The organism is Photorhabdus cinerea, assembly GCF_011189575.1.
Taxonomy (GTDB): domain Bacteria; phylum Pseudomonadota; class Gammaproteobacteria; order Enterobacterales; family Enterobacteriaceae; genus Photorhabdus; species Photorhabdus cinerea.
In genome coordinates this window covers 1-9647 of record NZ_PUJW01000047.1, presented here as the reverse complement: position 1 = coordinate 9647, position 9647 = coordinate 1, and the positions used below count along the sequence as shown (strand labels likewise).

The window sequence follows — 9647 nt, the reverse complement described above, 5'->3', positions numbered from 1 at the left end:
GGTCGCGCTGGTCCCAGCGGCTGCATTGCACATTCCACACATACACCGGCGCCTGCCAGCCAAGCTGTTGCCCCTGTTTCTCCAGCATCCGCAACGCGGTATCTATTTCTGACCGCGGGCTGAGTTGCTCTTCGGTCATCACCCACACCACGCCATCCAGTGGACGGCGACGACGCAGTTTACGCAGTGCCTGCAACTGCGCTGTATCGGGGGTCACCTGCAAACTGCCCCCCCACAGCAACAGATGACTCTCGCCTTCCAGCCAGTGTTGCGCCGTCAATCCCGGGGCAATGGCTTCCACTTGTTCCCGTTCACCCATCACCATCAATATCCGTACCTTGCGACGCCAAAAGCGGCCATAACGACGACTGAGATGAAAATTGATAATTTCCATATTTTCATCTTCCGATAAATGAATTTTTAAACGCTTTTCTCTGGCTGGGTATAACCCTTCCTGTTCTATTTTTCTTCTAATATGTTCCTGCCGATAAATCCCGACAATTATTGGCAGAAGACGAAATACGCCAAAGATCAAAACAGATAATCCCCAAGCAAATGTTTTTTTATAATTCTCATCTAACCCGACTTTTTCACCATAAAGCCAGATACAAAATGCCATTACAGAAGCAATGACAATAAATAGCACGGCATTACCCGCTTTGGTCCATTTATTACCGATTATTTCCATTATTCCTCCAATACCTGAACGGTATTTATCACCCAGTGATGTTCACTGTTTGACAAAACCAAATAACGCGCTGAATTATATTGAGACAGATCCATTGCTAATCCGGCAGACAACCAATAGGCTCCAGGGCCAGGTACGCCAATAATCTTTTCAATATTTCTAATCTGCTCCAGCTTTAATGCTGCCTGCTGATTTTGGATAACCGACATTATCTGTGAAGTATATAAATACATACTGTCGTCATCTCCTATCATTCCTATTGCCGCTTTAGCAGATAATTGAGTGTTGATAAAAATTCCGAATTCTCGTTCAAATTGTTCTGGATTAATTTCCATTGGTCGATAGATTCTGGCTTTCTCTACCAAATCAAATTTTTTCACCAAATCATCTGTTGCCATAAGAAATACACCTAAACCTTCTGAAAATTGCTCGGTGCTTTCAATTTGTATCAATATAAGCAATTGCACTTCACTTGTGGGTTCTTTTAGCCAATTATCAATATGCATCGCAGGCAAATAAGGTGATATATTTAATTGAGATAATGACCTGCCAGAAGGAAAAGCCGATTGCCAGTTTTCCTGCAATATCATTTCCAATTTTTCATATTCCTGTTCAGGGTAATTGGTGATAACCGTTATACAGATTGACCTGTCAGGCGGTAGTTCAGAAATGGCATTTTCTACACTATGTAGTAATATCTTCACTGAATCCCGCCATTTATTCTCCGACCATGGAAAATAATCGATGGCTTTTCCTATTCCCCATTGAACTTCAATTTTCGACTCTTCCTGCATGATAGTCGCTGCCGTTATCTTTTCCGGTAAAAATACGCTGCTGTGTAATACAGACATATATCGACCAGCCCAGGATTGCCATTCGCTCTCGATATATTGGTTCTCTTGATTCCAAAGACGATACATTTCCAGCCGATAACCAAAGAGATACAATCGCAGTCCAAAGGCAACAAGCCATATCAGGCCCACAGCACCCAGGATCATCCACCCTTGTTGCTGCCTGAAAAATTCAGACCATAACAGATAGCAGGCAATACCAATGCTAATAATCGCAATGAACGAGATAAACCAACGCCATAATACCGGCGTAACTGGCTCATGCTGTATTGCTATTACGGGTTTATTCCAGCCCATATTTTTACCTCATAGAAACCTTTGCTACACTTGAGATCACCTGACAATCCACATAGTAGAGAATGATATTCTATTACACAGAATAAAATATCATTAACTCTACATTTCCTTAACTTCTCTTTTAGGAATGAGTCTCATTACGCCAAAATAACATTAAAAAATACTTGGAGGATTAAAGAATTAACCAAACCATATAAATGAAATAGTCTTTACTGTATGGAGCTATCCATTGTCAACAAATAATGAGTTCACATTTTTAGATTATTCACCACACAGCAGAATCGGTATTACTTTTTCACATTAGGATTCAGCAAATTAATCAACCCACCCCCGGCGTCAGGCTTAACAGCCATTGTCTTATATTGCCAATGTCCTGAATGCTTTTCCGCATCAACATAGATTGTACCGCTGGATTTATTTCCCTTAATAGGTATTTCCAATCCCGCGTCACTATCGCTGATATTACCAGAAATAAACCAACCCGCCTCAATCGGCTGTCCCAGAATACTCTTCACAACAGGATTAGATTGTGCCAGAGATAATGCTTTCCCATAGGGTTCTGAGGATTTCATTGCCCCCATAACAAGCGTAAATACACCAACTATAAACAGGGGTACAAGGCAAAGAATAAGCCATTTCCATTTCCTTACCACCCAACTGCGTTTTTCAGAAAGTGAAGTTGTATTTGTCATCGATTCGTTATCAGACAAGCTCCACTCTTTTTTGATTTTCATCTCTTTAATACCTTTTCATTAGTTAAAATTAGTTCCGATGATAAACTCGAAATCATCGTCAAAATCACGACCTCGCATGACCTTATGTTCGAACTTATTCTTCCTGAGAAGAAAGTTACTCAGTCGCTGACATTTATTACCGGAAAATTTTAGACTCAGAGTCGCATTTTTAGTTTCAAAATAATTTAATCACACAGCGAAAAACATAACCCAATAATTCAATGAGTCACCACATTTACCTTCTGCCAACCATGTTGCTCTACTGTCACTTGTGTACAGCTACTTAATAACGCCGCATTCACCGGTTTCAATGGTTCATTGGTGTTTGCCTGAACAGCCGGTAATGAACTATAAATGTCCCGTAAATTTTCAGCATAATGGCTCGGCTGGATGGTGACCTTAGCGGCAAAAGGAATAAAATTATCACTGCGACCGTAATTTTTCTGCGTTTCACCTTCGCTTAAAAAGGCAATCACTTTTGCTTCATTAGCTGGCCAATTCGCTTTCCTATCAATGGTCGGTACTATCTCCAGATGTTGCATCACATCCTCGTAATCTCGCTTTGACTGCACCCACTTTAACGCCGCCAGCACTGCTCGCTTACGTTCATCAAGTATTGTACCTTTGCCACACGTCTGCGCGTCGTGTTTCACCGGATTCGCTACTCCATCCCAGAGGCTGGTATCAATCAGAACCGCAATAACCTCCCCTTTGGTTTCCAATGGTGCAGATTTCAATACATCTCCCTGACTCGCATTGATTTTTTCCATTAATTCAACCCGCGCTTCTTTATTATTGCGGATACTTTCCAAATCCAGAGTGGAGTTTTTAACTTCCGGCTGATTAATCACACAGCGGAAGCCGTAACCTGAAGAATGAACTTTATCTTTTTTTAATGACATACTATATCTTGCCACCGTTGTGCTCTTCAGTACCCCCCCAATTCCTAGTCTGACATAACCTCTCACAACCTTTCTATCACCATGATCAGGCCCTTGCGGGTTATGCTCCGGTGAATGCTGATAATAGTCTTCAGCATACCAATCATTGATCCAGTCAGTGCCATTGCCCATCATGTCGTACAACCCCAGAGGATTAGGTGGAAAAGATCCCACAGGGCTATCACTTGAAGAGAACCCCTTTTCTTCATCGTAATAGTTATCACTGCTAGCAAAGATAAATAATTGACCACGACTGCGCGCCGCATACTCCCATTGCGCCTCTGTCGGCAAATCTCCCCTCTTACCGCTTACTTTGCCCAACCACTGGCAATAATCTTTAGCATCCTGCCAGTCTACTGAAACCGGATAATTATCACCTGTACTCTCGACAAGATACTGAGCAGTCCTATTTTGTCTCAGTTTGTTATACGTTGCCGTTTTCGGCAGATCCAAAATCTCTCGGTAGCGATTAAATTGCCCCCAAGTCACCTTATATTTAGCAATGCTAAAACTGTTCAGTGTTACTTTATGTTCATATTTATTATCTATATCTGAGTTGTAAAACAGATTGTCACCGTCGCGCATGCCAAAATCCCCCATCATAAAGCTGCCTCCGGCCACTGGTACCATTTCTGCCAGAGCTTCTTTTACCAAAGCCTGCTGTTCTGCCTGAGTTTTCTTTTCATCTTTACAGCCCGCCAGTGTTAGTAACAGCAAACCAGTTATTAAGGGATAACAAATTATTCGTTTCATGATTTTGTTCCTTCCTGAGAAGCAAGCGGGTTAGCCGAAGGTATACTCTGGCTGCCGCTGGAGTTTTTCAGATCTAAAGTTGAATTCTTGGTTTCAGGTAAATTAACTGCACAGCGGAAGCCGTAGCCTGGAGAATTAACTTTTCTTTCTTCAAAATAATTCAAAGTTCTCTTACTGCGATCAATAACATGATTCCCCCATATATCAGCTGCCATTTGGCCTCTAACCACTTTGTCTTTCCCCCTTTCAGGGCCTTGTGGGTTATGCTCCGGCGAATGCTGATAATAATCAGCGGCATACCAATCATTGACCCAATCTGTGCCATTACCCATCATGTCGTACAACCCCAATGGATTAGGCGGATAAGAGCCTACCGGACGAATATCGTTCGTAAAATTTTTATTCGGCTCATACACATTGTTGTTATTAGCAAAAATAAACAACTGACCGCGACTACGGGCCGCATATTCCCACTGCGCTTCCGTCGGTAAATCGACCTGCTTACCACTCACACCACCCAACCACTGACAATAATCTTTAGCATCCTGCCAACTTACCGAAGCCGGATAGTTATCCCCAGTACTCCGGTCGAAGTATTCATAGTCAGGGTCTGAAGATTTCAAATTGTTATAAGTTGCCGTTTTCGGCAGGCCCAAAATCGCCCGGTAACGATTAAACTGCCCCCACGTCACCTTATATTTGGCAATTTTGAAACTATCCAGCGTTACCTTATGTTCTGGTTTGTTATCCAAATCAAAGCTGTAAGGCAGATGTTCCCCCACTCGGTGACCAAAATCTCCCATCATAAAACTGCCACCAGCCACCGGTACCATTTCTGCCAGAGCTTCTTTTACCAAAGCCCGCTGTTCTGCCTGAGTTTTCTTTTCATCTTTACAGCCCGCCAGTGTTAGTAACAACAAACCAGCTATTAAGGGATAACAAATTATTCGTTTCATGATTTTGTTCCTTCCTGAGAAGAAAGCGGTTTAGCCACAGATATGCTCTGGCTGCCACTGGAGTTTTTCAGATCTAAAGTTGAATTCTTGGTTTCAGGCAAATTAACTGCACAGCGGAAGCCGTAGCCAAGCGGGTAAGGTTTATTACTCCTAAACTCCAATTTATTTCTTGTTACCGTTGTGCTAAAAAAACCGTCTCCTCCTGCCCGTCCCCTAATAACCTTTTTCTCTCCAGACTTAGGACCTTGTGGGTTATGCTCCGGCGAATGCTGATAATAATCATCGGCATACCAATCATTGACCCAATCTGTGCCATTACCCATCATGTCGTACAACCCCAATGGATTAGGCGGATAAGAGCCTACCGGACGAATATAGCTCGTAAAATTTTTATTCGGCTCATACACATTGTTGTTATTAGCAAAAATAAACAACTGACCGCGACTACGGGCCGCATATTCCCACTGTGCCTCTGTCGGTAAATCCACCTGTTTAGCACTGATTTTGCTCAACCACTGACAGTAATCTTTAGCATCCTGCCAACTCACCGAAGCCGGATAGTTATCTCCTGTACTCCGGTCAAGATATTCGTAGTCAGGGTCTGAAGATTTCAAATTGTTATAAGTTGCCGTTTTCGGCAGGCCCAAAATCGCCCGGTAACGATTAAACTGCCCCCACGTCACCTTATATTTGGCAATTTTGAAACTATCCAGCGTTACCTTATGTTCTGGTTTGTTATCCAAATCAAAGCTGTAAGGCAGATGTTCCCCCACTCGGTGACCAAAATCTCCCATCATAAAACTGCCACCAGCCACCGGTACCATTTCTGCCAGAGCTTCTTTTACCAGCGCCTGCTGTTCTGCCTGAGTTTTCTTTTCATCTTTACATCCGACCAGAATTAACAATGCCAGTCCAGATATCATGGAATAACTCGTTATTCGTTCTATCATTTAAATATTCTCACATAACGGTGCTGCTCAATGACCACCTGTGTAGCACTCTTAAACAACTCTGCATTTACTGGTTTCAGTGGTTCATTCAAGCATTTAGCTGACTCTTCACTAGAGGGTAACCAGTCATAAATGTCTTTCAAATTTTTTGCATAATGGCTTGGTTCAATAATGACTTTGGCTGCTAAAGGGACAAAATTATCACTACGCCCATAGACTCGTGGTGCTTCACCTCGACCTAAAAAGGCAATCACTTCCTCTTCGCCCGCCTTCCACTTATTTCCTCCTCCACTTGGGATTTCCCCGCCTTCACCCGGTACCTTATGTAAGTTCTGCATCACATGCTCGTAGTCACGTTTTGACTGCACCCATTTCAATACCTCTAACACTGCCCGCTTACGCGCGCTGAATACTGTCATGATTTCACCCTTCAATTCACGATGACTGGCCGGGCTAGCAACCTCATCCCAGAAGTTAGTCTCAATCAGCGCTGCAATCACTGCACCTCGGGTTTCTGGTGGTGCATACTTCAGTACATCTCCTTGACTATCATTAATCTTTTCCATCAGTGCCACCCGCTTTTCCTTATCCTCCCAAGATTCCTTCAGAACGGAAATTAAACCTTCCGTGCTTTCAGTTAGAGCAAATTCTCCCAGCTTTATCAGTGGCATCATACAAAATGCGTAATAATGCTCCTCAGTCATCACCAACAATTTCACATAGTCCATATTGCGCAACATATAGGCCAGACACGGCATAAACTCTTCCCATATCTCCTCACCATCGATATCAAAACTAACCGAACCTTTACCGCCTACTCCCCAGCACAAACCACCTTTAGCAACAACTCGAATATGACCATCCCGGTAACTAAACGACACAACACCACTAATACCCACACCGGCCTGTCCCGTCACACCAACACTTACCTTCGCCAGTGTTCGAAACGCCATGGGATCTTTATCAGGATTTTTCCACATCAGGCTGCCGCTCAGATTGGCACCACATTCCGCCCCGGCAAACATACTCAATTCCCCACCGCTATCCGAGTCCTCCAGCATCTTAGAAACATCTACCTTGCGACGACCCGGTATACCGTTACCATCCAGCGCCATCTTGGTCGGTATCCCCTTCGCCACATTACCTTTCAGGTTCACTCCCGCCTCTATCCCCAGACTAGCCCCCACACTGCCCGATAACATCAGCGTAAGATCAAACCGCCACATTCCCAGCGTCCCCTCACCACCCTCTTTGCGCGGATAGCTCAGCTTCACCCCGGTTTTGTCCGGCAGATGCAATGTCGCCCTTGTTCGCGATTCCGCCAGCGCAAAATTGGCATAAAAATTAATCTTCCCTGAACCCTCCAACAGCCCTTTCAGCCCATTTTTACTGATTTCCAGCGGGTTCAATTCGGCTTTAGCTCCCGCACCATAAGACCAGCGCATCAGTTGGGATTGCGAATCAAACCCAATATGCTCTCCGTCATACGGCGACGTTTTCAGGCTGTCATTCAGGTCCTGCGCCCACTGTCCCCAGATGCCGCTGTGATCATCAATCAGCTTCACATCCACTACGGTTAATGCAGGTTTTAGTTTGCCGATTTGTGATTCCAGCTTCTTCCCGTCGATCTCCATTCGAGTCCGGCTGTTGCCCTCTTTATCGGTATACGCCACTTCCCGCAGGAAACTTTTACCACCGCTTTTTTTGTCCTGATCATTCAACTTATAGCGCCGCCAGTGACTTTTGATTTTGTCCGACCGAACGTAGGTGTATTTGTAGCCTTGATACCCCTTGTTCATTGCGATCAATTCAGTGATACCAATCGCGCTTTTTTTGGCGTTTTCATCCAGTAACGTGGTTTTTGGCAGATATTCTGGCGGACTCAATGTCGTCAGTTGATTGTGTAACCGATCACAAGCGTTATTCAGTTCGTCATAAGCTGCTTTGAGCTGCGCTTCATGCCCGTAAACGGGTACCATGGTCTGTTGGGTACACTGTTCAGTTAGCGCCGCTAACTGCAATTCAGCCTCAATGCGCTGTTCCACACAGAGACTCAGGAAGTTATGTTCTGCCTCCAGTGCATGGATATCTTCTTTATCCACAAAAATCAGGGTTTCACTGTCCGGATGGAAGTAAAGTGCCGGCTCTGCCTTCACATGCACATCGGTGTTTTGTGGTTTTACCGCGGTTCTTCCGGTCGTTACGGCCATACGATTTTCCTCTCAGTAAGTTAAAAGTGTTCAATGTTCAGCTTGTCAGGTGTCGCAGTATGAATTTCCACGGTTTTACCGTTTTCATCACTCACCCCTTCAAACACCTGCCCATCGGCGGTAGTAATGCGGTAACGCTTATGAGGTAAAACTTGCCCGCTATCCTGATCCTTCAAGGTAAAAAACCCACTAAAACCCCGTGGCAGAGCCGGCGCAGGAGCATTAACATTCTCTGCACCCATTTTCTGTATATTGGCCGCTTTCAGCAGGATATTGCCGGGACAACCCAATTCGATGTTGCCGTCTTTAATCCGAATATAGCCGCCACCACTGGACAGAACGATTTCCCGACTGGCACTAATCGTGACCTTTCCCTCCGCACTGGTTATGTCAATATCCTTCTTAGCCAGCATGGACAGCTCATCATCCTGCGCCTGTATCTCCAGCTTTCCTTGATGAGCAAATAATTTCATGCCTGATTTTTGCGCAAATAAACTCACTGACTCACCACCTACAGCGGTAATGTCTTTCAATGCACTGATATCGGCATTTTTCCCTGCTATCACCCCTACGCTGTGGTTGCCCGATGCCACCCTGACCGCCTCAGGGCTGATAATCCCTATCCCTTGTGGCGCATGCATCAATATTCCCGGCTTTTTCAATCCTTCCAGCGCCTGATTCAGCACCGCCTGTCCTGCGGAATCTCCCGGTTTACCCTGGCCGATTTCAGCGGCTTTTGATAAGGATTTAGCGATAGACAGAGCCGTTTCTAATTGCTCTATCACTACTGACATATCCAGTTGCTGGCCCGAGGCTTTGGTTTGCTGATCGGCGCTGATAAACAACCCTTTTCCCGCCCGAATAGCCCCCCAGTCGTCGGTTCGCAGCTCAAAGCCTTCACCGCGTTTATTCGGATGCGGTCTCTGTCCATCCACCAGATGGCCCAGATTGAGCTGACTTTTTCCGCCGTATTCGGTACTTAATTTGATGTGTTCTTTGCCACGCTCATCGTCCATGCGCAGTTTGTTGTTAGCCGGTGTACGCAGCACATTGCGTTTGTAGTTGTAGCGGGTCACATGATCTTCATGCCGCGAGTCATGCAGCGCATGGGCGATATAGGGCCGGTCCGGGTTGCCCTGTTCAAATGCCACCGCCACCTCCGTCCCCTGAACCAAAGGCCAGTGGAAACCGTAGGTGCTGCCCGCATACGGGCGGGCTAACCGGACCCACAGGCTTTCTCCCCCCAGCGGCCATTCATCCAAATCAA

Annotated in this window: 7 protein-coding genes and 1 pseudogene; all 8 read right to left on the bottom strand. The window is 45.1% G+C overall.

Annotation, left to right across the window (positions count from 1 at the left end; translation table 11 throughout):
- Positions 1-688: pseudogene (locus tag C5469_RS21485) on the bottom strand (ImcF-related family protein); the annotation flags it as partial.
- Entirely contained in the window at positions 688-1836 is a 1149-nt protein-coding gene (locus tag C5469_RS21480; protein ID WP_166310599.1) for a hypothetical protein, read from the bottom strand. The gene C5469_RS21480 and the pseudogene C5469_RS21485, both read right to left, overlap by 1 nt.
- A 287-nt stretch (positions 1837-2123) precedes the next feature.
- Entirely contained in the window at positions 2124-2570 is a 447-nt protein-coding gene (locus C5469_RS21475) for a cytochrome c oxidase assembly factor Coa1 family protein (RefSeq protein ID WP_166310597.1), read from the bottom strand.
- Positions 2571-2788: 218 nt separating this feature from the next.
- On the bottom strand, positions 2789-4264 hold the full coding sequence (locus C5469_RS21470; protein ID WP_166310595.1) for a formylglycine-generating enzyme family protein: 1476 nt from the start codon (positions 4262-4264) through the stop codon (positions 2789-2791).
- Positions 4261-5220 (bottom strand): formylglycine-generating enzyme family protein, encoded by a 960-nt coding sequence (locus tag C5469_RS21465; protein WP_166310593.1) that lies wholly within the window; start codon positions 5218-5220, stop codon positions 4261-4263. The genes C5469_RS21470 and C5469_RS21465 overlap by 4 nt, the downstream gene beginning before the upstream one ends.
- Entirely contained in the window at positions 5217-6170 is a 954-nt protein-coding gene (locus tag C5469_RS21460; protein ID WP_242689556.1) for a formylglycine-generating enzyme family protein, read from the bottom strand. Before C5469_RS21460 ends, C5469_RS21465 begins: the two co-directional genes overlap by 4 nt.
- Positions 6167-8380 carry a hypothetical protein gene (locus tag C5469_RS21455; protein ID WP_207629293.1) on the bottom strand — a complete coding sequence of 738 codons (2214 nt, stop codon included), beginning with the start codon at positions 8378-8380 and terminating at the stop codon, positions 6167-6169. Before C5469_RS21455 ends, C5469_RS21460 begins: the two co-directional genes overlap by 4 nt.
- 20 nt (positions 8381-8400) lie before the next feature.
- On the bottom strand, positions 8401-9647 hold a 1247-nt coding region (locus C5469_RS21450), incomplete at its 5' end, for a DUF2345 domain-containing protein (protein ID WP_166310591.1).